We start from the raw sequence: 21481 nt of genomic DNA on the forward strand, positions 1-21481 counted from the left end.
GCGAAAGGAACCAGTTGTCACCCGCGTCCGAGGGCGCTTCACAGGAGGGCTCCTCTACCGAGCCGGGTGACAAACCCGGCGCCCACGCAATACCGGCATCGCGAACGGCCAGGTGGTACTGACCGTGTCGGCGTTGTTCACCGTTCTCAGTCTGCTCGGATTCATCGCATTGACCGCCGGCACGGCCTTGTTCGTCGCCGCCGAGTTCTCGCTCACCGCCCTGGAACGTTCGACCGTGGAGGCCCACGCCCGTGAGGGCGATCGCCGGGCCCGCCAGGTGCGCCACGCGCATCGCACGCTCTCGTTCCAATTGTCCGGGGCGCAGCTGGGCATCACCATCACCACCCTGATCACCGGTTATATCGCCGAGCCCGTGCTGGCCCGGCTGCTGGAGCCGATCTTCCACGCCTTCGGCGTGAGTGCCGGTACCACGCACGGGATTTCGCTGGCGCTGGCTCTGATCATCGCGACCTCGCTGTCGATGATCTACGGCGAGCTGGTGCCCAAGAACATCGCCATCGCCGCACCGCTGTCCACCGCGCGACTGACCGCCGGGCCGATGATCGCCTTCTCCACCACCTTCAAGTGGATGATCAGGTTCTTGAACGGTGCCGCCAACTGGGCGGTGCGCCGGGTGGGCATCGAACCGGCCGAGGAGCTGCGTTCGGCGCGCTCACCGCAGGAATTGGGTTCGCTGGTGCGGACTTCCGCGCTGCACGGGGCGCTGGATCAGCGCACGGCGCAGGTGGTGGATCGTTCACTCGAGTTCGGTGAGCGCACCGCGGAGGAGCTCATGACTCCGCGCATGACCATCGAAACCCTCGATCAGGACTGCACTCTCGCCGATCTCATCGACGCCGCCCGGGAAACCGGATTCTCGCGTTTCCCCGTCATCGAAGGCGACCTCGACAACACGCTCGGGTTCGTGCACGTCAAGCAGGTGTTCGTGTATCCGGCCAAGGACCGCCGCAATATCAAGCTGGAGTCCATCGCCAAGCCGGTGCCGATCGTGCCCGCGTCCCTCGACGGTGACGAGGTGCTCGAGCGGGTGCGCCGCGACGGCATGCAGGTGGCGCTGGTGGTCGACGAATACGGCGGCACCGCGGGCATCGTCACCATGGAGGACCTGATCGAGGAGATCCTCGGTGACGTCCGCGACGAGCACGACGAAGAGGAAGTCGATGTGCGCCGCACCCCGAACGGCTGGAACTGTTCGGGTCTGCTGCGCGTCGACGAGGTCTCCCGCGCCACCGGATACGACGCCCCCGAGGGCGAATACGAGACGCTCGGCGGCCTGGTACTGACCCGGCTGGGCCGGATTCCCGAGACCGGCGACGAGGTGCTGCTGCCGCAACCGGGCAATCATCAGCTCGAGCAGACCCCCTCCAAGGGCGGCTGGATCGCCAAGGTGGAGCGGATGGACGGCCGCCGCATCGACCGGGTGCTGATCCGCCCCGTAGACGCCGAGGAACTCGCGATCTGGGAGCACGACCATGGGTGACCTCTACGCCGTCCTGCTCACGCTGGTGTTGTTGTTGGGCAACGCGTTCTTCGTGGGCGCGGAGTTCGCGCTCATCTCCGCGCGCCGTGATCGGCTGGAAGCGCTTGCCGCGCAGGGCAAGCGCAGCGCCAATACGGTGATCGAGGCGGGCCAGAACCTGTCGATGATGCTGGCGGCCGCACAGCTGGGCATCACCATCTGCTCGATCCTGCTGGGTCGCGTGGGTGAGCCTGCGGTGGCGCATCTGCTCGAGCAGCCGTTCGATCTGCTGGGTGTCCCCGATTCGCTGTTGCACCCGATCTCGTTCGCGCTGGCACTGACCATCGTGGTGATCCTGCACATCCTGCTGGGCGAGATGATCCCCAAGAACATCGCGCTGGCCGGGCCGGAACGCTCGGCGCTGCTGCTGGTTCCGCTGCATCTGGCGTGGCTGCGGCTGGCCAAGCCGTTGATCGCGATCTACAACTTCGCAGCCAATATCACCTTGCGGGCGTTGCGGATCGAGCCGAAGGACGAGCTGGATTCCACCGTGTCGTCGGTGGAGCTGGCGGAGATGTTCGGTGAATCCCGTTCGGAGGGACTGCTCGACGAGGAGGAGCACCGCCGTCTGACGCAGGCGCTGGGTTCCAGTGACCGTATCGTCGCCGATGTGATGGTGCCGCTGGCTTCGACCCGGTCGGTGCCGCTGCGTGGTGACGGCACCACGCTCGGCGATATCGAATCCGCCGTCGCCGAAACGGGTTTCTCGCGGTATCCGGTGCGTGCGGCCGACGGTTCGCTGGTCGGCTACCTGCACGTGAAGGATGTGCTGGACCTGACCGCCGACGACGACGCGGGCCCGGGGACACCGATCCCCCGCACCGATATTCGCCCGCTGCCGACGCTGAGCATGGGCACGACCCTGTTCGAGGCGCTGGCCCGGTTGCGGCGCACCAATTCGCATCTGGGTCGCGTGGTCGACAGTCGCGGCAATACCGTCGGCATCGTGGCCCTGGAAGACCTGGTGGAGGAGTTCGTGGGCACCGTCCGCGACGCCACCCACCGTCTCGCCGAATGATGAACGTGCGCACCGAGTCCACCGTGCTGTCCGGCCCCGCTTGGCGGGGCCGGGCGGCCGCGCACCGCGACCGGGTGGACGCCCTGGTCGGCCCATATCTCGAACGACGGGCCGCAGGGTCGAAGCATCCCGTGGTCGATTTCTTGTTCACGTACTACGGTCACAAGCCCGCCCAGCTCAAGCGCTGGCATCCCGGGTACGGCGTGGTGCTGGCCGAGGCCGAGGGCTACGCGGGATTCCGTGGGTACCACCGGGTTTCGGTCGATGACGACAACGCGGGCTGGACCGCCGACCCGGAGTTCCTCGAAAAGCGGCGCGACACTGTCGAATTCGTGGCCCGCCTGCTCGCCGCCACCGCCACCCGACCGGCCCAGCTGTCCTGTTTCGGCCTGCACGAATGGGCGATGGTCTACCGCACCGACGATGTCCGCCACCAGCAGGTCCCGCTGCGGCTGGGCAACCAGGGCACCGACGAGGTGGTGGAGTCGATGCAGTTGCGCTGCAGCCACTTCGACGCGTTCCGCTTCTTCACCCCCGAGGCGGTCCCCCGCAATATCGAGCCGCTCACCCGCGAGCTACAGGTCGACCGCGAGCAGCCCGGCTGCTTGCACGCCAATATGGACATCTACAAGTGGGGTTTCAAACTCACCCCGCTCATTGGCTCCGACCTGCTGTTCGACGCCTTCGAGTTGGCGTGCGCCGCCCGCGAACTCGATATGAAGGCCAGCCCGTACGACCTGCGCGACTTCGGCTACGAGCCGATCCGGATCGAAACCCCTTCCGGCCGCGCCGAATACGTGCGCGGGCAGGCCGAGATCGCCGAACGCGCGGCCGTCCTGCGCACCCGGCTGCTGGACGACTGCCGCGCACTGCTCGCGCTGTAGCTCACTCCTTGCGGGTGGGTCGGCTGACCGGCAGTGAATTGCCGGTCTCCAGGAGCGATTTCAGGTCGCTGAGCATGAACGGGTAGCCGCCGCCGAAGCCTTCGGATTCCAGGTCGCCGGAGATGATGACCGCGATGAGCGGGGCGCCGGCCACCTCGTGGATGACGGTCAGGGCGCAGGTCTCGTCGCCGCGGTCGCGAATCTCGTAGCGCAGGTAGGTCTCCGGTTCGGCGGCGAGGTTCTCGTCGCCGAGGAAGCGGATGCGCGCGCCCAGGAGTCGCGGCGGGTCGTAGTCGGTGACGGTGCCCTGGATGATGATCGGCGCTTCGCTGTCGATCGGCCGCGGGCCCGAAGGCGCGAAGACCGTGAATGCGCCGCCCACCCGGGGTTCGATTACGCTGCGGCCGCCGAAGCCGTAGCGCACGGTCCACTCGGGATCGGTGACCGCCGCCCAGATCCGGGCGGCAGGGGCGGCGATGATCACGCGATGGATCTGCCGCGACTCCGGGCGAGCCTGCGCGCGGATACCGTCGAGGCTCACGATTCCAGGTCCTTCTTCAGGTCGGTCAGGGCGGTGAGCCGCTGTTCGGTGAACTTGTCGATCCAGCGATCGTGGATCTGCCGGATCGGCACGGCATTGAGGTAGTGCAGCTTCTTGCGGCCGTCCCGGACGGTGGTCACCAGACCCGCGTCCTCGAGCAGACGCAGGTGTTTGCCGATCCCGAAACGGGTCATCTCCAGGCCTGATTCCAGCTCGGTCAGGGTCTGACCGTCCCGAACGAACAGTGCGTCGAGCAGATATCGCCGGGTGGGATCGGCCAGCGCCTTGAACACCGCATCCTCGTCCACGCCCCCACCTTATACGAGACCAGAAGGTCACATGACCGTTGACATGTGACCATTTGGTCACCTATTGTCGGCGGCATGAACCGATACATCGTTCTCTACCTCGCACCCCTGTCCGTCGCCGAACGATTCGCCCAGGCCACGCCCGCCGAAGCCGCGAAAGGCATGCAGTTGTGGGCAGATTGGAGCAACCGCCTCGGCAGCGGCCTCATCGACGGCGGCAAGCCGCTGGGTAACGCGCGCCGCATCACGCCGACGGGCATCACCGAAACCGACAGCGGCATCATCGGAATGTCGATCCTGCAGGCGACTTCCATGGACGAGGCCCTGAAGATGGTCGACGATCACCACCATCTGCACTGGGCCGAACAGTGCGAGATCGTCGTTCTGGAAGAGCAGCCGATCCCCGAATTGCAGCGGTAGACCCAGGCCGAGCCGGACTGTCACAGACAATTCCGCCCCAACCCCTACCGGCCAGTCAGTTTATGGGTTAGCGTTTCGAGACGTAACCGTGACCACATCGGACAACCTGCTGTGCGGTGGGTCACCGAGCTTGTGTTTCGAACGAAGACGGGGGTACCGCGATGAGGCGGTTCACGCGAGTGCGCCGGTCCAGGCCGGTGACGGTGCTGGCGGTGGCGCTGCTGGGGGCAGCCGTACTGCCGATGCACGGGGCGGGCGCGGATCTAGGGTCCGATCTCGCCAATCAGGTGCAGCAGTTCCTGGACGTGGGGCGGACCTCCGTGCCGCGGGCGGACTGCGGGGACGACGCGCTGCCGGAAACCGGTATCCAGGGCGATGTTTCGGCCGACGATCGCAACAGCGGGCGCAGCACACTGGGGTATCGCTGCAATCTGTCGTTCGTCGGCGGGTATGTCGGCAAGGGCGCGGGCATCACCTCCACGACCTACGACCACTGCTCCTACACCGGGTCGCTGTTCCCGGGCAATGTCCTCGGGCCCGCACAGGGTGTGCAGGTGCTCGATGTCTCCGATCCGGCGAATCCGGTGGTCACCGGCAGCCTCACCGAACCGGCCATGCTGGCGGGCACGTGGGAGTCGCTCAAGGTCAATGCCGAGCGGAAACTGCTGGTGGGCACCGGTGTTCCGGTCGGCGAGGGCGCGGGCTACCTGTCGGTCTACGACATCTCCGACTGTGCACACCCGCGACTGCTGAACACGGGCGCGGGCACGAATCTGCTGATGCCCCTACCGATCACGACCCACGAGGGCGGGTTCTCGCCGGACGGCCGCACCTATTGGGCCTCTGGCATCGCGCCCGGCTTCGTGAGCGCGGTCGATCTGACCGATCCGGCGAATCCGCACGTGATCTGGCAGGGCCTGACCGGCATCGAGGCGCACGGGTTCGGTATCAGCCCCGACGGCAATCGCATGTATCTCTCGGCGCTGGCCGGATTCACGGTGCTGGATATCAGCGCGGTACAGCGGCGCGACCCGAGTCCGCAGGTGAACCATCTGGGACGGGTGTTCTGGACGGACGGCATCGCAACCCAGCACAGCATTCCGGTCACCTACGACGGCAAGCCCTATCTGTTCACCGTGGACGAGGGCGGCGCGGGCGGCGTGAAGCTCATCGATATCTCCGACGAGACCAACCCGAGCGTCGCCGCCAAGATCAAGCTGGAGATCAACCTGCCGGAGAACCAGGATTCGGCAATGGCCTCGGCCATGGGCGGCTCGGTGTTCTCCTACGATGCGCACTACTGCGCCGCCGACCGCCCGACCAACCCGACCGCGCTGGCCTGCGGCTGGGAGGAGTCCGGCATCCGGGTGTTCGATGTGCGGGATCCGTTCCACGCCAAGGAGATCGCCTACTTCAACCCGCCCGCGCGCAAGGGCCGCAATCTGGAATTGTGGAACTCCCCGCACGCGCTGGCTTCCCTGATCGGTGTGCCGCTCATGGAGTTCCCGTCGGCCGCCCGCGCGGTCCTGGAGGGCAAGTTCGATCCAAACCAGGCGCTGTCGTCTCGGACGGGCATGGTGGCCTTCGGCGACCTGTCCACCGACTGGTGCTTCTCACCGCCGGAGTGGCACGGCAGCCAGCTGTGGGCCACCTGCAATGACAACGGGTTCATGGTGTTGCAGCTCGCCGACAATGTGTACACGCCGCCGGCCGATCAGCAGTCCGTGGTGGGCTCGTGACGGCAGGCAACCTGCGTAATCGCCTGCGCGCGGCCGGATATCGCTGGCGACGACCGGCCGGGTTCGCGGTGCTGATGCTGACCGTGTTCACGGCGGGATTCCTGGTGCGGCCCTTGGCGATCAGTTATGGGAGCTCCACTGCTTCGGTGCTGAATTCCGTCGAGATCGGCTTCAGTCAAGACATGACCTCCCACCACGAGCAGGCCCTGATCATGGTGCTGCGCTTGGATTCCGGCGTGGATCCGACCGTGCGGCGGTTGGCCCAGCAGATCGGCGACAGCCAGCGCATGGAGATCGGCACCATGCTCGGCTGGCTACGGCTGGCCAATGCCGCACCGGACTCGCGGCATCCGATGGCGTGGATGAACACCGCCGCCGCGCAGCAGCATTCCATGACCGGAATGTCGACCATGACCAGCGCGAACGGCACCAGCATGCCGGGCATGGCCACTCAGGCCGAGCTGGACGCCCTCGCCACCGCCCGCGGCCAGGACGCGGAAGTGCTGTTCCTGCAACTCATGCTGCGTCATCACCGCGGTGGCGTGGCCATGGCGAAGGCGGCCGATGAGCTGCTGGCTTCGGGCCCGGTGAAGGAGGCGGCGCGGGGCATGATCACCGCCCAGTCGCAGGAGGCAGGCCTGATGACGGTCATGCTCGCGCAGCGGGGCGCGCAACCGCTGTCGTGAGGCACCCGGTTCCCGCGGTGTGAAATCTCACGGGAACCGAGGTCACGGCCCTGGGTATGGTCGAAAGGTCGATCGGCCATGGCGGCCGGGAAAGGCTGACCTCCACCATGACCCAGGCGGAAGCGCTCACCATCCCCGCGCACATCCACGGCTATCCGGAGCTTGCGTTCGGCGGACACCTCGCGGGGCTGCTGGCGGGGCGGCTCGACGCCGACACCGTGCGCGTGGATTTCCGGCGCCCGGTCACCGTCGACACCCCGATACTGCTGTCGCGTCCCGAGTCCGGCCGCGCCACCCTCACCACCGTCGAGGACACCCTGCTGGTCGAGGCGAGCCCGGCCGCGCTCACCCTCGACCCGATCCCCGCGCCCTCCTGGTCCGAGGCGAAGTCCGCGCTCGATGCGGCCCTGGCCTCCCCGTCGCGCCGCATCACCGACTGCTACGGCTGCGGCGCGGCCTGCCCGCCGGGGCGCGGCCTGCGCCTGTTCCCGTGGCGGGTGCCCGGCACCGAGATCATGGCCACGGCCTGGACCCCCGATCCGGGCTTGGCCGACGAAACCGGCGAACTGCCACCGGAAGTCGTGTGGTCGGCCCTCGACTGCCCCGGCGGCCTGGCCGGTTTCGTCTTCTCGAGGATGGGTCAGGGCACGTTCACCGCCGCCCTCACCGCGACCCAGCATGCGCCGGTCTTCGCCGGAGCCGACTACATCTCGCACGCCTGGGTGATCGCTCGCGACGGCCGCAAACACACTGTCGGCGTGGCCCTTTCCACTCCCGACGGTGACCTGTGCGCGCTGGCTGAGGCCCTCTGGATCGAGCCGCGCGAGTCCTGAGCGGGATGCCGCCGATCATGACAAACTGACCGCGTGGCCGAATCGCCCTCGCCGAGCACCGGGCCGAACCCCTCGCCCGACACCGCATCGAACCCGTCATCCAAGCCCGAGACGAGCCCGCCCGTCGCTGCACCGAATCCGCCATCCCCACCCGTCAATCGGGCGGGACGGTCGTCGCCGACGGCTCAGACCGACGCGATGGCCGCGGTCATCGACTGGGCGGCGGTAGGCCCTGCGCTGCACAGCTTCTGGTCGAGCACCTACGGCCCCGAGGTCGCCAACACCGACCGTCTGACCGGCAGATTCCGCAGTTGGGGTCAGTTCCTGCGGTTCATCGCGCTCGCCGCCAGCGCGATCGTCACCGGCCTGGCGGGTTTCGAAGGCTCCCTCATCCGGGCCGCCACCGCCCTGGCGGGCGGCATCGCCGTCGTCGCCACCGGCAGCCCCAGCATCTTCCGCACCGACCAGCGCGTGGCCACCAACCGAGCCGCCCAACAGTCCCTGCTGACCGAAGGCTGGCAATTCGTCTCCGGCGCAGGCACCTACAAGGTCCCCCCAACCCAGGAAACCGCCACCGCCTTCATCACCAACGTCGAACAAATCCTCGTCTCGTACACCAACACCTACATCAAGACGATCGACGAACCCGCCCCCACCACCAACCCCAACTAGCCATCGAGTGGCACATCGTGGAGGGGATTCGTCCGAATCCTCCGCCAGGATGTGCCACTCGACGCGGTTTCAGAGGTTGGCGATGGTGTGTTCGAGGCGGTCGGCGACGAGTTGGCGGGCCTGCTCGCGGAGGGCGGGGCGGTAGCCGGACGGGTATACCGGATCGGCTGGGGCGTAGGACTTCAGGACTTCCTTGGCCAAGGTGATCTTGTGAACCTCGGTGGGGCCGTCCGCGATTGCCATGATCTGGGCGTAGGTCATCATGTCGGTGAAGGGGAGGTCGGTGCTGACGCCGATTGCGCCGTGCAGGTGCATGGCGCGTTGGGCGATGTCATGCATGACCTTCGGCATGGCTACCTTGATGGCGGCGATGTCGTGGCGGACCTTGCGGTAGTCCTGTTCCTGGTCGATGCGCCACGCGGTGCGCAGGACGAGTAGGCGGAACTGTTCCATTTCGATCCAGGAGTCGGCGATCTTCTCCTGGGTGAGCTGCTTGCCGCCGAGCACGCCCTTGCCCATCGGGCGGGAGACGGCGCGTTCGCACATCATGTCGAAGGCCTTGCGCACCAAGGCGACCGTGCGCATGGCGTGATGGACGCGACCACCGCCGAGGCGGGTCTGGGCGACGATGAAGCCGAGGCCCTCCGCGCCGAGGAGCGAGTCGGCGGGGATGCGGACGTCGGTGAAGCGCAGGTGGCCTTCGTGTTCGCTGAAGCCGGGGACGGTGAAGTTCTTCACCACCTCGAGGCCGGGGGTGTCGGCGGGGACGATGAACATCGAAAGGCGCTGGTGCGGGGGCGCTTCCGGATCGGTGACGGCCATCACGATGTGGAAGGTGGCGAATTCGGCGGCGGAGTTGAACCACTTCTCGCCGTTGATGACCCAGGAGTCGCCGTCGCGGACCGCACGGGTCTGGAAGGCGGTCGGGTCCGAGCCACCGGTGGGTTCGGTCATGACGTAGCAGGAGCCGATCTCGCCATCGAGCAAGGGCTGCAGGTACTTCGCCTTCTGTTCGGGGGTGCCGAAGTGGGCGAGGATCTCGGCATTGCCGGAATCCGGTGCCTGGCAGCCGAACACGAGCGGGGCCCACATGGAGGTGCCGAGCACCTCGTTGAGCAGCGCGAGTTTCAGCTGCCCGTAGCCGGGTCCGCCGAGTTCGGGGCCGAGGTGGCACGCCCACAGCTGCTGGTCTTTCACCTGCTGCTGCAGCGGTTTCATCAGGGCCCGGATCTCCGGGTTCTGGCGGTCGTAGGGGTTGGGGTAGAGCAGGTCGAGGGGTTCCACCTCGGTCCTGACGAACTCCGCGACCCAGTCGAGTTTCTTCTGGTAGTCCGGATCGGTGCCGAAATCCCAAGCCATGATCAGCCTTTCGTGCTCTTGCGGGGTTGGATGAGTCCGTCCAGGACGGTGGTGCCGAGAATGTCGGCGATTTCGTCGGGGGTGTGCTTGCCTTCGGCGCGGTACCAGAAGGTGACCGAATTGAGCATGCCGAGAATGCTGTTGGTGACGACGTGGTCGGCGGTGCGCAGGACGCCGGAGGTCTTGCCCGCGTCGATCACCTGCTGCCAGATCTGTTGGATGCGGTCGCGCAGTTGCTGTAGTTCGCCCGCGCGTTCACCGGTGAGCGCGGCTCCGTCACGCAGTTGGATGGCGACGGCGGCGCGGTTCTCGATGATCAGCCGCACATGGCTGTGGATCAGCTTGCGCAGCTTGGTGACCGGGTAGTCGGTGCCGCCCGCGATCTGTTCGGCCTCGGTGAGCATGAGGCGGGTGTAGTCGCCGAGGATCTCCCACAGCAGTTCCTCTTTGGAGCCGATGTGGTAGTACAGCGCGCCGCGCTGCACGTCGGCGCGGTCCCCGATCTCGGCGACGCCGGTGCCGTGGAAGCCCTTCTCCGCGAACAGTTCCAGGGCCGCGCGCACGATCCGCTCGCGGGTCTCCCCCGGTGCGGCGGCGGACGCCGGCGGGCGGCCGCGGCGGCGGGCGGGGACCTCGGCAGTCACCGGAATCCACCGTCCAGGGCCAGGGTCGAGCCGGTGCAGAAGGCCGAGGCGTCGGAGGCGAAGAACAGCGCGGCCCCGACGATGTCGGCGGGTGCGCCGATGCGGCCGAGTGCGGTGTGCCGGGCCAGTTCGGCGGCGAGTCCCTCGGGCCATGCCTTGGAGATGTCGGTGGCGAAGGGGCCACAGCGGATGGTGTTCACTCGCACGCCCGGCCCGTAGGTGTGCGCCAATCCCACGGTCAGTGCCTCCAGACCGGCCTTGGCGGCGGCGTACGGGACGGCCATCGGTTCGGGGTGCGCGGCCTCGATCGAAGATATATTCACGATCGATCCGCCGCCCGCCGCGGCCATGCGGGTGCCGATGAGCGCCGAGAGCCGGAACGGCCCCTTGAGGTTGGTGGCGATCACCTTGTCGAACATGGCCTCGGAAACCTGGTCCAAGCTGGGGTAGAGCAGTGACATCCCGGCATTGTTGATCAGTACGTCGACCGTGCCGAACTCGCCGTAGGCCGCCTCGACGAGCGTCTCGCACTGCGCCCAATCCCCCACGTTGCAGGCCACCGCGAGGGCCCGTCGCCCGGTCTTGGCGCGCACGTCGGAGGCTAGTTCCTCACACGCGTCGAGCTTGCGGCTGGCGATGACGACGTCGGATCCGGCCTCGGCGAGGGCGAGGACCATCTCCCGGCCCAGCCCGCGACTGCCGCCCGTTACCACAGACACCTTGCCCGACAAGGGATTTCCCATGAACTGCACCTTCGTGACGACCCGGCGGAAAATGTTCCACCCAGTACATTAAATGTACCGATCGATACAATCAAGACCCATCACCCGAGGCCCCAACCCCCGGGCCGGGAAATACCGCCCGGTAACCGCGAGTAATATGACGCGCGTACTTTTTCCACCCGGCTTCTCGAAATGAGGCAGTAGATGACAGAGCGGATTCAGGTCGGCGGGCTGCAGGTTGCCAAGGTTCTCCACGATTTCGTGGAGAACGAGGCCCTCCCCGGCACCGGTGTTGATTCCGCCGCGTTCTGGTCGGGTGCCGAGGGCGTCATCAATGACCTCGGTCCCCGCAACCGCGCACTGCTGGCGGAACGCGACGACATCCAAGCCAAGATCGACGAGTGGCACCGCGCCAACCCCGGCGCCGGCTACGACAAGGCTGCCTACAAGCAGTTCCTGACCGAGATCGGCTATCTCCGTCCCGAACCGGCCGATTTCCAGATCGGTACCGAGAACGTGGACGCCGAAATCGCCACCCAGGCGGGACCGCAGCTGGTCGTGCCGGTGATGAACGCCCGCTTCGCCATCAATGCGGCGAACGCGCGCTGGGGCTCGCTGTACGACGCCCTGTACGGCACCGACGCCATCTCCGAGGCCAATGGCGCGGAGAAGGGTAAGGGTTACAACAAGGTCCGCGGTGACAAGGTCATCGAGTGGGCGCGCAACTTCCTCGATGACGCGGTGCCGCTGATCACCGGCTCGCACGTCGGGTCCACCAAGTACTCGATCGAGGACGGCGAACTGGTCGTCGGGCTCGAGGACGGCACCGAGATCGGCCTGGCCGACAACACCGCGCTGGTCGGTTACCTGGGCGACCCGGCTGCGCCGACCTCGATCCTGCTGAAGCACAACGGCTTGCACATCGAGATCCAGATCGACCCGTCCTCGCCGGTCGGCTCGACCGACACCGCCGGTGTCAAGGATCTGGTGCTGGAGTCCGCGGTCACCACGATCATGGACTTCGAGGATTCGGTCGCCGCGGTGGACGCCGAGGACAAGGTCCTCTGCTACCACAACTGGCTGGGCCTGATGAAGGGCGATCTGGCCGAGACGGTCACCAAGGTCGGCAAGACCTTCACCCGCACCATGAACCCGGACCGCGTCTACACCGCGCTCGACGGCAGTGAGCTTGTGCTGCACGGCCGTTCGCTGCTGTTCGTGCGCAACGTGGGTCACCTGATGACCTCCGACGCGATCATCGACGCCGCGGGCAACGAGGTCGGCGAGGGCATCATGGACGGTCTGGTCACCGTCCTGATCGCCAAGCACGCCCTCAACGGCGACACCGCTCTGAAGAACACCCGCACCGGCTCGATCTACATCGTGAAGCCGAAGATGCACGGCCCGGACGAGGTGGCCTTCACCAACGAGCTGTTCGGCCGCATCGAGCAGGTCGTGGACCTGCCGGTCAACACCCTCAAGGTCGGCATCATGGACGAGGAACGCCGCACCACGGTGAACCTGAAGGCGTCCATCCACGCCGCCAAGGACCGGGTCGTGTTCATCAACACCGGCTTCCTGGACCGCACCGGCGACGAGATCCACACCTCCATGGAGGCCGGGCCCATGGTCCGCAAGGCCGAGATGAAGGCGCAGCAGTGGATCAAGTCCTACGAGGACTGGAACGTCGACACCGGTCTGGCCACCGGCCTGCCCGGCAAGGCGCAGATCGGTAAGGGCATGTGGGCCATGCCCGACCTGATGGCCGACATGCTGGTGCAGAAGATCGCCCAGCCGAAGTCCGGCGCGAACACCGCCTGGGTGCCGTCCCCGACCGCCGCCACCCTGCACGCCACCCACTACCACCTGGTGGACGTGTTCAAGCGGCAGTCCGAGATCGCCAAGGGCGGCCCCCGCGCCACCGTCGACGAGATCCTCGAGATCCCGCTCGCCCCCGACACCAACTGGTCCGCCGAGGAGATCCAGCAGGAGCTGGACAACAACTCGCAGGGCATGCTCGGTTACGTGGTGCGCTGGATCGACCAGGGCGTCGGCTGTTCGAAGGTGCCGGATATCAAGGACATCGGCCTCATGGAGGACCGCGCCACCCTGCGCATCTCCTCCCAGCTGATGGCCAACTGGCTCCGCCACGGCATCGTCTCCGAAGCCGACGTCATCGCCTCCCTCGAGCGCATGGCCCCCGTCGTAGACCGCCAGAACGCCGGCGACGCGTCCTACTTCCCCATGTCCCCGGACTTCAACGCCTCCATCGCCTTCCAGGCGGCCAAGGAACTGGTCCTCGAAGGCACCAAGCAGCCCAACGGCTACACCGAGCCCATCCTCCACCGCCGCCGCCGCGAGGCCAAGGCCTTCAACAAGTCGGTGTAGGACACATCCGCTCCACCTCGTGAAACGAATCCCCGGTCGACGCTTGTCGATCGGGGATTCGCTTTAGACTGGCGAACGTTCCCGGACGAAAGGACAGGAGCTGGTGAGTGCCGCCATCGAGGACGGATACGGCTTCGGGCCGTACACCGTGGAAGATCTGCACGGCCTTCCCGACGAGGGCAAGGCGCACGAACTCGTCGATGGCTGGCTGATCGAGTTGTCCCCCAGCACCCGCCACGATTATTTGGCCAAGTCCTTGGCACGCATCCTGGAGCGTGCGGCCGAAGACTCCGGGGCCAGCGTCTATGTTCAAGCGCCCATGGATATTTCGACGCCGTCCGGTGCCCGAAAGCCAGATGTCGCAGTCATGAGCGCAACAGCCGCCCGTAGTGCCCGCGATCTGGGACTTTCGCTGTACCCCGGCCACGATGTGCAGCTTGCCATCGAGGTCGTTTCGCGCGGCTCAGGCAGCGAGCGAGAAGACCGCCACCGCAAGGTGATCGAGTACGCTCGCACCGGCATCGAACAGTACTGGCTGATCGATTTCGATCCCCGCCCGCGAATCCAGATTCGCACCCTGAACGGTGCCGCCTACGGTGATCCGATCATCCTCGAGGAGTCGGATGTCCTCGACGTCTCCGCTCCCTTCCCGATCTCGTTCCCCCTGTCCCGCTTGGCCGACTTCTCCTGATCGCGACGGCCATACGGCTCCAATGAGCACCGATGAGTTTCGATGCTGGAGGAGGTCTAGAGGTTATGAGGACATTGATTTATGGGCTCGGTGTGTCTGTGGACGGCTACATCAATGACCGCGACGGCGGCATCAACTGGACTGTTCCGGACGAAGAGTTGCATCAGTTCCACAACGACAGGTTCCGGGGGCTCGAGCTCGCGCTCAATGGGCGCCGGGTGTACGAGCTGATGGCTGCCCACTGGCCGTACGTTCCGGAGGACGCGTCGCCGATCGAGCGGGAGTTCAGCAGCCTCTGGATGGCGAAACCCAAGGTTGTCTTCTCTCGAACTCTTACCGAGGTCGGGTGGAACAGCACGCTGGTGGGTGCGAACGCCGTGGAGGAAGTCCGGAGACTCAAATCCGAAGGCGACGGCCTCATGGAGGTCGGCGGCGCGATCCTCGCCGCCTCTCTGATCCCCCACAACCTGATCGACGAATACCACCTCTACGTCTCCCCCGTGATTCTCGGCGGCGGCACTCCGTTCTTCCCCGACCTGGAGAAACGCATCCGGCTCCGCCTCACGGAGACAAGGCAATTCAACACCGCAACGATGCTCCGCTACCGCGTCGACTGATGCCCAGGCTCGAAGTCATGTCACCTCATGGGGATTGGGCATCGAGGGCTTCGAGGGCGGCGGTTTGGGTGGCGAAGTTCGGGGGGTCGTCGGGTTGTGGGAGGGGTTGCCAGCGGAAGCCGTATTCGTCGTCCACACCGGTCAGGGCGTTCGCTTGACGGTCCAGGAATTCGGCGGTGGCGACGTGGGAGTGGCCGGTGTTCAACAGTTCTCGGTAGGAGAGGGCGAGGACGCCCTTGAAGACTTCGGCGTCGTGGCAGGCGGGACCGGGGCAGTCGGTGGCGGCGGGCTCCCAGAGCACCCCGTCTCGGAGGAATGGGGAGCCGGGGGCCGTGGCTGACGCCGCGATCGTATCGGCGGCGGTGACGAGTTCGCGGGTTCCGGTGGCTCGGTACAGGGCTACCAGTGCGCTGATCATGACGCCTTGGTCGTAAGTCCACCGGGTATCGCGATCGGCGATAGCGCAACTGTTGTCGGCTGCGTTGGTATCGAGGTGGTCGTCGATCAGGCCGGAGGGGTCGAGGAGCGGGTGGCCGGACCGGTGGGTGAACCATTGCCAGACCTGAGCGGCACGGGTGAGATAGCCGGGGCGGCTCGGTGATTCGACCCTGGTGCTCAGTAGGGCCGTGACCGTCATGTACAGCGCGTTGGTGATCGTGTTGATCTGGGTCCACGGGTGGAGTTGTGGGTCGATTCCGGTGCGGGCCCAGCGCACGCCGCCATCGCAGGAGGCGGCGCGCTGCGTGTCGGCTCGGTCGGCGATGGCACGCGCGGCATCGAGATAGCGGTGCTCGCCGGTGAGGTCGAAGGCTCGGATCCAGGTCCAGGCCCACCACAGTTCGTCGTCGTTGTAGCCGGTGTCCTTGGGAACGCCTGTGCGCGAGACTGTTCCGTGTCGGTAGGTCACGTCGAGATAGCCGAGATACTGCCGGTCGCCGGTGCGAGCCATGTAATCGACCACCGCGCCCAGCGCATCGGCGCTCCGCCAGGTACTGGCGTCGTTCTCCCACAGTCCGGTCGCGTGGTCGTAGCGATCCAGTAGCCGTTCCAGCGCCCGCATTCGACGGTCCGGCGGTGCGTCCTGCGCGTCGCTCCAGCGTGAACACCGAATCTCGGGCCGGTCGGCGACTTTTCCGCACGCACGCAACGCACTGCCCGCGTACGAGTGTGGCGGCGTGTTCGCCGCTGTCGCGCCCGGTGCCACCGTGACGGTTTCGAGCTTCACCGCGGTGCCGTCGAGATCACTGCGGCGGTCGAGCCAGACGCTGTCGCCGGGTCCGCCGTTGCCGATTGTCGCTGTCGCCATGCCCTCCACGGCGTTCAGCGCGATCACCCGCGACCATTGCCGAACCTGCGGCGTCATGGTCACCGCGGCATCCACCGTCCTTGCCGAAAACGGCTGCAGCACGAGCAGACTCGCCGACACCACGAGAACGAGGCCGACGACGCCCCACCTCACCCGCCCGCGTCTGCCCACGACCGACACCCTAACCGCCCGAGAGGCCAACGAGGTGTGGTGGTCAGGCTGAGGAGTAGGCCGCAGGTGGTGAGTGCGGCGGCGGCTAGGTAGAGGAGGGGGAGGCCGGCGCTGGAGTCGGTGACGAAACCGCCGAGCAGGCCTGCGCAGGCTGCGGCTACTTGGTAGGCGGAGGCGTTGACTGCCATGGACAGGGTCGGGGCTTCGGAGGCGGCGCTCATCACGCGTGCCTGCATGCCGGGGATTATCGCGAAACCGAGTCCGCCGATCACCACGATCGCTACGGCGGCCGGTAGCGGGGAGCGGGCTGCCGGCCAGCTCGCCGCCAGGACGAGCACGAGCAGGCCGAGCAGCGCGGGTTGCGAGGTGCGGGGGTTCCTGTCGTACAGCGCGCCACCGATGAGATTGCCTACCGTGGCGCCAATTCCGTAGCCGACCAGCAGTATCGGCAATCGGGTGCTCGGATGGCCCGCAAGCGTGGTGAGCAGGGGGGCAATGTAGGTGAAGACCATCAGTACGCCGATATTGCCGATCGCGGTGGCGGCCAGCGCCAGCAGCACCGGTCGTCGCCGGATGACGCGCAGTTCGGCCATCGCCGATCCGCGCGATTCCTCCGGTGGTGACGTGATCAGCCCGGCCACCAGTGCCAGGCAGACCAGACACGCGAGACCGACGGCCAGAAACGCTGCCCGCCAACCCCATTGATGGCCGATCGCCGTGCCCACGGGTGCGCCGACGATCATGGCGAGGTTCATTCCGAACGCCAGCCGGGCCACGGTGGTGCCCGCCCGTCCGGGCGGTGCGGAGCGAACCGCGACCACGATGGCTTGGGCGAAGAACGTCGATGTCACCAGTGCCGTCACGACACGCGCACCGAGCAACGGCACGAACCCGGAGGCGAATCCGGAGAGCACATTGCCGATCACGGCGACCGCGAGCAGCGCCAGCATCAACCGCTTCCGGTCGATGCCCGCCGTCACGGCGGTGAGAATCGGGCCCCCGACGATCATGCCGACGGCGTATGCCGTCACGACCAACCCCGCGGTTCCTACCGGCACCCCGAGACTTCCGGCCACCTCGGGCAGGATGCCCGCGACCACGAATTCACCTGTGGTGATGCTGAATACGCAAGCCATCAAGATTACTAATCGAAGCATCCCGCTACGCTAAAGTCTGACACCGGTGTGAGAGTCAAGCAGCGATGTGCAGGAGATGTCGATGAAGATCGGTGAGCTGTCGACCCGAACCGGCGTCAGCATCCGCGCGCTGCGCTACTACCAGGAGAAGGGTGCGCTGCCCGCGAATCGGACGCCCGCCGGATACCGAATCTTCGATGACACCGCCGTCGACACCGTCGCCCACATCCAAACCCTGCTGTCCGCCGGTCTCGGCATGGACCTCATCGCGGAGATCCTCACCTGCCGATCAACCGGCTCGCCGCTGCTCGACGGCTGCCGGGAACGCCTCCTGCACGAGCGTGGCCGCATGACCACCGACATCGATCGAATCACCACGGCACGAACGATTCTCGACCACCTGCTGGCCGACTCCGCTCGGTGAGAACGGCAACGAACCCGCGTCGCGATTGCTGCGGCGCGGGTTCGTCGAGGTTGACAGTCAGAGGCTGGTGGAAGCCGTGGCGAATTCGCCCGCGGTGGCCAGGGCCGCGTCTTCCTCGACCTCGTGGGCGGTCAGTCGACGGCCCGACGAAGTCAGCCCGAAGGCTGCCAGCAGCGCCGCGACGGCGAAGAAGGCTGCGCCGGTGATGAATGCGATGCGGTAAGCACCCTCGGCGGGAAGCGCGATGACCGCGCCGGTGGGGAGCTTGTGGGCGAGGGTGTCGCTGGTGAGGATGGTGACCACCAGCGCGCTGCCGATGGCACCGCCCACGGTCCGCATGATCGAGTTGATGGAGTTGGCGATCCCGGTTTCATGGGGCGCCACGTTCGCGACCAGCAGGGCGGGCATGGCGGCGTAGGCGATGGCGATCGCGGAGTTCGCGACGATCAGGGCCGCAACGACTTCGGCACTGGAGGTGTGCAGCACGGCCAGGGAGGTCAACGCGCACAGGCCGATGACGCTGGCCAGCAGCAACACATAGCGAGCCCCGATCCGGCCGACCAGGCGACCGGCGATCGGACCCATCAGGACCGAGGCCACCGCGCCGGGCAGCATGAACGCGACGCTGGTGCGCAGCACGGAAGCGTCGAAGCCGAACCCGGCCAGCGCACGCGGCGTCGCCACGAAGTAGGTGGCGCCGAGGAACACGCTGAACATGGCGAAGCCGACGCAGAAGCTCGCCAGATTGGTGACCGCGACGGGCCGATGCGCGAGCAGCGAGGTGGACACCAGCGGCGAGCGCAGCTTGGACTGCAACACCAGGAACCCGGCGAGCACGACGACCGAAGCGATGAACAGTCCGATCACCTTGGCGCTGCCCCAACCCCATTCGTGGCCCTGCGAGATCGGCAGCAGCAGGCAGACCAGCCCGAGCCCGAGCACCGCCGCGCCCAGGTAGTCGACGCGACCGCCCTGTCCGGCCCGCCGCGGCAGCGTGAAGAACGCCAGCGCCAGCACGACCACGGTCAACACGACGCACAGCCAGAAGATGCGACGGTAGTCCGCGCCGCCCTGCGTCAGCAGACCGGTCGCCACCAGCGCGACACCGCTACCCACGCCGAGCGTCGACGCGGTGACGGCCAACGCCCCGGTCAGCCGCTCGGTGGGCAGCTCGTGCCGCAGCACGCTGATCGCCAGCGGGAACAGTCCGAAACTGGCTCCCTGCAGGGCCCGTCCGACGATGAGCAGGTCGATGCTGTGTGCCGAGGCGGCGAGCAGGCTGCCGGCCAGGGTCACGACCAGCGTCGCGAGGATGACGGGCTTGTGCCCGTAGACGTCACCGAGTCGCCCGAGCAGCGGCGTCAGTGCGGAGGCGGCCAGCATGGTCGCGGTGGTCACCCAGCCGACGGTCGTCGCGGAGACGCCGAGCTGCAGACCGATCTGGGGAAGCGCGGGCACGGGCAGTGTCTGCGCCATGGCCAGGAGGAACACGGTGCTGGCCATGGTCAGCACGATCGCGGTCGGCGACGCGGTACGCCGATGCTCGAGCGGGGAGGTCATTGCTGGGACTCTACGACGGAATCGACACAGTGTCGATTATGATAGACGCCACGTCCACAGCGGGAATGGAAAGCGCTCTATGGTGAGGTCATGGCACAGAACGGCGGACCCAAGGTGAACCAGGCCCGAGGCACGACCGAGGGAGTCCGACGCCGCGGCGCCATGTCCAAGGGCGATCAACGTGAGAGCCAGATCCTGGACGCGACCCGCCACCTGCTGACCAAGAAGTCGATGGCGCACCTGACGGTCGACGACATCACCAGTGCGACAGGCATTTCGCGCACGAGCTTCTACTTCTATTTCCCGTCCAAGCAGGCGGTGCTGGCGCGGCTGATGGAGGACGTGAGCGACCGCTACGCCGAGACCCACGTCTGGCTGCCCTCCGCGGGTCCGCAGCGGGACCTGCTGCGCGCCCAGCTCACCGGAGCGGCGGAAGTCTGGCACGACAACAACGCGATCCTGGTCTGTTCCCTCGAGGGCTACGACAGCAGCTACCCGCCCCTGACGGAATTCATCGCCGCCATCCAAACCCGGTTCACCAGCGGCCTGGCCGCCAAGATCGAGCGCGACCGCGCGGCAGGCTTGGCCCCGGAAGGAATCGACTCCGCCACGCTGGCCGCCCTGGTCACCCTGATGCGCGACGGCCGCCTCTCCCAGCTGTCCGCGGCGCCCCGCGAGGACATGGCCGCCGATGTCGACGACCTCACCGAAGCGATCCTGCGCCTGATCTACGGCCGCCTGGACTGATCCGAGATGTCGGCGTACCGCCGGGCCATCCCCGCGATTTCGGCGGCGACGCGACGGCGAAGTTCCTCGGGGGCAAGAACTTCCGCGCCCGCGCCGAGCCGCAGGATGTCGGGGACCGCGCGATCCAGGGATTCGATGGGCATGCGCACCTCGAACGACCCGTCACCGGCCGGGTCGGTGACCGAGTCCTGCGCGGCCTGGGCGGCGGCCGCGTCGAGGAGTTCGGGCAGCCGGTCGAAGGTTTCCGCGGTCAGGCGCAGGACGGCCCAATCACGGTGGCGGCGGCGGTCGAAGGAGTCGAGGTAACCGGCCCAATAGGCGGCCAGATCGAAGTCCGGTGGCCGGGTGACGGGCGTGTCGAGAACCTGGAGCTCCATGATGCGCGAGATCCGGTAGGTGCGCAGCTGTGTGTCGCGGTGTCCGACCAGATACCAGTTGCCGGATTTCAGGATCAGCCCGAGCGGCTCGGTGGTCCGGGTCACCAGATGCGGTGTGGCCCAGCGAATGTAGTTGAAGCGCAGGGCGCGCTCGTTCCAGACCGCGTCGGCGACGGTGGTCAGGTAGGGCGTCGGCTCGGCCGCGCTGTACCAGCCCGGCGCGTCGAGGTGGAAGCGTTCGGCGACCCGGCCCGCACGGTCGCGCAGTTCGGGCGGGAGCGCGGTCATCACCTTCAGGTTGGCGGCGGTGACGATCGAACCAAGCCCCAGATCGGCTGCGGCACTCGGCAATCCGGACAGGAACAGCGACTCGGCCTCGTCGGCGGTGAGCAGGTTGAGGCGGGCGCGGAAGCCGTCGAGCAGCCGGTAGCCGCCGTCGTGGCCCGGGTCGCCGTAGACGGGGATGCCCGCCACGGACAGCTGTTCCATATCCCGGTAGATGGTCCGCACCGAGACTTCCAGCTGCTGCGCCAGCTCCTGCGCGGTCACCCGATCGCGCGTCTGCAACAGCAGCAGGATCGACATCAGACGGCTGGCGCGCATGAATCCGATTCTCCCGCAATCCACTGACACTAGATGTCAGTGAAGCGCCCTTACCTTTCTCCGCGTTCCGAACACCACGAATGAGGAGTCACCGC

The 21481-nt window shown here is 66.9% G+C and carries 22 protein-coding genes; 13 read left to right on the plus strand and 9 right to left on the minus strand.

What is annotated here, in order from left to right:
- Positions 1–124 precede the first annotated feature (124 nt).
- Genes ACYVN4_RS19270 through ACYVN4_RS19280 form a run of 3 tightly spaced genes read left to right on the plus strand, consistent with a single transcriptional unit; the run spans position 125 to position 3442 of the window.
- The gene (locus ACYVN4_RS19270) at positions 125–1501 is read left to right on the plus strand and encodes a hemolysin family protein (RefSeq protein WP_460723021.1); all 1377 of its coding nucleotides are present in this window, start codon (positions 125–127) and stop codon (positions 1499–1501) included.
- On the plus strand, positions 1494–2558 hold the full coding sequence (locus tag ACYVN4_RS19275; protein ID WP_460723023.1) for a hemolysin family protein: 1065 nt from the start codon (positions 1494–1496) through the stop codon (positions 2556–2558). The genes ACYVN4_RS19270 and ACYVN4_RS19275 overlap by 8 nt, the downstream gene beginning before the upstream one ends.
- Positions 2555–3442, plus strand: a complete 888-nt coding sequence (locus ACYVN4_RS19280; RefSeq protein ID WP_460723025.1) for a 3-methyladenine DNA glycosylase — start codon at positions 2555–2557, stop codon at positions 3440–3442. The genes ACYVN4_RS19275 and ACYVN4_RS19280 overlap by 4 nt, the downstream gene beginning before the upstream one ends.
- A 1-nt stretch (position 3443) precedes the next feature.
- Here ACYVN4_RS19280 and ACYVN4_RS19285 read toward each other — a convergent pair whose 3' ends face one another.
- Both ACYVN4_RS19285 and ACYVN4_RS19290 read right to left on the minus strand, forming a co-directional pair.
- The gene (locus ACYVN4_RS19285) at positions 3444–3983 is read right to left on the minus strand and encodes an SRPBCC domain-containing protein (protein ID WP_460723027.1); all 540 of its coding nucleotides are present in this window, start codon (positions 3981–3983) and stop codon (positions 3444–3446) included.
- Entirely contained in the window at positions 3980–4291 is a 312-nt protein-coding gene (locus ACYVN4_RS19290) for an ArsR/SmtB family transcription factor (RefSeq protein WP_460723029.1), read from the minus strand. Before ACYVN4_RS19290 ends, ACYVN4_RS19285 begins: the two co-directional genes overlap by 4 nt.
- Before the next feature lie 75 nt (positions 4292–4366).
- Here ACYVN4_RS19290 and ACYVN4_RS19295 point away from each other — a divergent pair, with 75 nt between their 5' ends.
- From ACYVN4_RS19295 to ACYVN4_RS19315, 5 genes are all read left to right on the plus strand, one after another.
- Positions 4367–4711 (plus strand): YciI family protein, encoded by a 345-nt coding sequence (locus ACYVN4_RS19295; protein WP_460723031.1) that lies wholly within the window; start codon positions 4367–4369, stop codon positions 4709–4711.
- Between the two features lie 161 nt (positions 4712–4872).
- Complete coding sequence (locus tag ACYVN4_RS19300; RefSeq protein WP_460723033.1) at positions 4873–6450, plus strand: LVIVD repeat-containing protein; 1578 nt, start codon at positions 4873–4875, stop codon at positions 6448–6450.
- A gap of 74 nt (positions 6451–6524) precedes the next feature.
- A complete protein-coding gene (locus ACYVN4_RS19305; RefSeq protein WP_460724040.1) occupies positions 6525–7136 on the plus strand; it encodes a DUF305 domain-containing protein in 612 nt (203 codons plus the stop codon).
- A gap of 107 nt (positions 7137–7243) precedes the next feature.
- The gene (locus tag ACYVN4_RS19310) at positions 7244–7969 is read left to right on the plus strand and encodes a PaaI family thioesterase (RefSeq protein WP_460723035.1); all 726 of its coding nucleotides are present in this window, start codon (positions 7244–7246) and stop codon (positions 7967–7969) included.
- Between the two features lie 198 nt (positions 7970–8167).
- Complete coding sequence (locus tag ACYVN4_RS19315) at positions 8168–8641, plus strand: DUF4231 domain-containing protein (protein WP_460723037.1); 474 nt, start codon at positions 8168–8170, stop codon at positions 8639–8641.
- Positions 8642–8710: 69 nt separating this feature from the next.
- Here ACYVN4_RS19315 and ACYVN4_RS19320 read toward each other — a convergent pair whose 3' ends face one another.
- Genes ACYVN4_RS19320 through ACYVN4_RS19330 form a run of 3 tightly spaced genes read right to left on the minus strand, consistent with a single transcriptional unit; the run spans position 8711 to position 11387 of the window.
- A complete protein-coding gene (locus ACYVN4_RS19320) occupies positions 8711–10000 on the minus strand; it encodes an acyl-CoA dehydrogenase family protein (RefSeq protein ID WP_460723039.1) in 1290 nt (429 codons plus the stop codon).
- Positions 10001–10002: 2 nt separating this feature from the next.
- Positions 10003–10644, minus strand: a complete 642-nt coding sequence (locus ACYVN4_RS19325; protein WP_460723041.1) for a TetR/AcrR family transcriptional regulator — start codon at positions 10642–10644, stop codon at positions 10003–10005.
- Positions 10641–11387 (minus strand): SDR family NAD(P)-dependent oxidoreductase, encoded by a 747-nt coding sequence (locus ACYVN4_RS19330; RefSeq protein ID WP_460723043.1) that lies wholly within the window; start codon positions 11385–11387, stop codon positions 10641–10643. Before ACYVN4_RS19330 ends, ACYVN4_RS19325 begins: the two co-directional genes overlap by 4 nt.
- A gap of 183 nt (positions 11388–11570) precedes the next feature.
- Between ACYVN4_RS19330 and ACYVN4_RS19335 the strand changes: the two genes are divergently transcribed.
- The 3 genes from ACYVN4_RS19335 to ACYVN4_RS19345 all read left to right on the plus strand — a co-directional run bounded on the left by ACYVN4_RS19335 (position 11571) and on the right by ACYVN4_RS19345 (position 15062).
- Positions 11571–13754: a malate synthase G gene (locus ACYVN4_RS19335; RefSeq protein WP_460723045.1), complete on the plus strand. Its 2184-nt coding sequence runs from the start codon at positions 11571–11573 to the stop codon at positions 13752–13754.
- Between the two features lie 103 nt (positions 13755–13857).
- Entirely contained in the window at positions 13858–14445 is a 588-nt protein-coding gene (locus tag ACYVN4_RS19340; protein ID WP_460723047.1) for a Uma2 family endonuclease, read from the plus strand.
- A gap of 65 nt (positions 14446–14510) precedes the next feature.
- Positions 14511–15062, plus strand: coding sequence for a dihydrofolate reductase family protein (locus tag ACYVN4_RS19345; RefSeq protein WP_460724041.1), 552 nt, complete (start codon positions 14511–14513; stop codon positions 15060–15062).
- A gap of 25 nt (positions 15063–15087) precedes the next feature.
- Here ACYVN4_RS19345 and ACYVN4_RS19350 read toward each other — a convergent pair whose 3' ends face one another.
- Both ACYVN4_RS19350 and ACYVN4_RS19355 read right to left on the minus strand, forming a co-directional pair.
- Entirely contained in the window at positions 15088–16539 is a 1452-nt protein-coding gene (locus ACYVN4_RS19350) for a glycoside hydrolase family 76 protein (RefSeq protein WP_460723049.1), read from the minus strand.
- Positions 16518–17696: an MFS transporter gene (locus ACYVN4_RS19355; protein WP_460723051.1), complete on the minus strand. Its 1179-nt coding sequence runs from the start codon at positions 17694–17696 to the stop codon at positions 16518–16520. The genes ACYVN4_RS19350 and ACYVN4_RS19355 overlap by 22 nt, the downstream gene beginning before the upstream one ends.
- Positions 17697–17757: 61 nt before the next feature.
- On the opposite strand from ACYVN4_RS19355, the gene ACYVN4_RS19360 reads away from it, so the two are divergent.
- Positions 17758–18099: a MerR family transcriptional regulator gene (locus ACYVN4_RS19360; protein ID WP_460723053.1), complete on the plus strand. Its 342-nt coding sequence runs from the start codon at positions 17758–17760 to the stop codon at positions 18097–18099.
- Between the two features lie 57 nt (positions 18100–18156).
- On the opposite strand, the gene ACYVN4_RS19365 is transcribed toward ACYVN4_RS19360, so the two are convergent.
- A complete protein-coding gene (locus ACYVN4_RS19365) occupies positions 18157–19659 on the minus strand; it encodes an MFS transporter (protein ID WP_460723055.1) in 1503 nt (500 codons plus the stop codon).
- Between the two features lie 90 nt (positions 19660–19749).
- On the opposite strand from ACYVN4_RS19365, the gene ACYVN4_RS19370 reads away from it, so the two are divergent.
- Positions 19750–20406 carry a TetR/AcrR family transcriptional regulator gene (locus tag ACYVN4_RS19370; RefSeq protein ID WP_460723057.1) on the plus strand — a complete coding sequence of 219 codons (657 nt, stop codon included), beginning with the start codon at positions 19750–19752 and terminating at the stop codon, positions 20404–20406.
- Here ACYVN4_RS19370 and ACYVN4_RS19375 read toward each other — a convergent pair.
- A complete protein-coding gene (locus ACYVN4_RS19375) occupies positions 20388–21386 on the minus strand; it encodes a helix-turn-helix transcriptional regulator (RefSeq protein WP_460723059.1) in 999 nt (332 codons plus the stop codon). The genes ACYVN4_RS19370 and ACYVN4_RS19375 overlap by 19 nt on opposite strands.
- Positions 21387–21481: the final 95 nt, after the last annotated feature.

This window comes from Nocardia heshunensis (genome assembly GCF_054782115.1).